Annotated in this window: 2 protein-coding genes; both read left to right on the top strand. The window is 71.0% G+C overall.

Annotated features, from left to right (window positions below):
• Positions 1-539, top strand: a 539-nt coding sequence (locus AC1D2K_RS34445; protein ID WP_478094895.1) for an FAD-dependent oxidoreductase, incomplete at its 5' end; no start/stop codon positions are given.
• Between the two features lie 92 nt (positions 540-631).
• Positions 632-1,513 (top strand): acyl-CoA thioesterase, encoded by an 882-nt coding sequence (locus AC1D2K_RS34440; RefSeq protein ID WP_478094893.1) that lies wholly within the window; start codon positions 632-634, stop codon positions 1,511-1,513.
• The last annotated feature ends 63 nt before the right edge of the window (positions 1,514-1,576 follow it).

Raw genomic sequence — 1,576 nt, 5'->3', positions numbered from 1 at the left:
GCGTCGATGCGCGCGAACTCAGCGACGGCGAAGTCGAGGGCCGGCGCCAGATCGGCGAGTTCTTCCGCTTCCTCAAGGCCGAGGTGCCGGGCTTCGAGCAGTCGGCCATCGTCGAGATCGCGCCCCAGGTCGGCATCCGCGAGACCCGGCGCATCGAGGGCCTCTATGCGTTGACGGGCGAGGACATCCTGTCTTCGGCACGCTTTCCCGACAGCATCGGCCTCAACGCCTGGCCGATGGAGATGCATGCGGCGGGCCGGATCGAATGGGCCTTCCCGCGCGACGATCGCCGCACCTACAACCAGCTGCCCTGGCGCATGCTGGTGCCGCGCGGCGTCGACAACCTGCTGGTGGCCGGCCGCTGCGCCTCGATGACGCACGAGGGCCAGTCGGCTGCACGCGCCAGCGGCGGCTGCTTCGTGATGGGGCAGGCCGCGGGCACGGCCGCAGCCACGCTCGGCGATGCCGCCTTCGCCGCGGTCGATGTGCCGGCGCTGCAGCGCAAGCTGGCGGCCGACGGCGCCGACCTCGACCTCTGAACGTTGGCGCGAGCCGGGGCTGACCGCCGCGGGACAGCGCCTCGGCGGTCTCTTTGTTATCGTTGCAGGCTGTCTTTTTCCCGCCTTCCCCGATGATTGATCCTGCCACCGCCACCCGCGTCGTCGACGAACTGGTCGAACTGATGCGCCTCGAACCGCTCGGCAACGACCGCTTCCTGGCCCAGAGCGAGGACCTCGGCACGCCGGCGGTCTTCGGCGGCCAGGTGYTGGGCCAGTCGCTGATGGCGGCCAGCCGCACCGTCGAGGCCGACCGCCCGGCGCATTCGATGCATGCCTACTTCCTGCTGCCCGGCGAGCATGCGCCGATCGAGTATTCGGTCGACCGCGTGCGCGACGGCCGCAGCTTCACGACCCGGCACGTGGTGGCGCGGCAGGGCGAGCGCATCATCTTCGAGATGTCGGCCTCGTTCCAGACCGTCGACGACGGCGTCGACCACCAGATCGCCATGCCGGCCGTCGCCGGGCCGGACGGCCTGTCGAACGAGCGCGAACAGCGCATGGCCCTCGGCGACCGCCTGCCCGAGCGCTGGCGCGTCAAGGGCCTGGCGCCCCATGGCCTCGAATACCGTCGCGTCGACCCCGACGACCTGCTTGCGCCGGTGCCGCGCCCGTCCGAAAGCGCGCTCTGGATGCGCGCGATCGCGCCGCTGYCCGACGACCCCAACGTGCATCGCGCACTGCTGGCCTATGCGTCCGACCATGGCCTGCTGGGCGCCGCCATGCGGCGCCACGGCCTGAGCTTCATGAGCGGCCAGGTGCGCCCCGCGAGCCTCGACCACGCGATGTGGTTCCATCGCGATTTCCGCATGGACGACTGGCTGCTCTACAGCCTCGACTCGCCCAGCGCGAGCGGTGCGCGCGGCCTGAGCCGCGGCAGCATCTTCACGCGCGACGGCCGGCTCGTGGCCTCGACCGCTCAAGAAGGCATGCTCAGGGTCCGGCGCGAACCTTAGCGGCCGGCGCAGCCAGGCCCGTTGGTGAAACACCGCGGATCTGGCTTTGCCAGTCCGCTGGTG

The organism is Variovorax sp. P1_H12_2, assembly GCF_056405335.1.
This window is presented reverse-complemented; position numbering and strand designations above follow the sequence as displayed.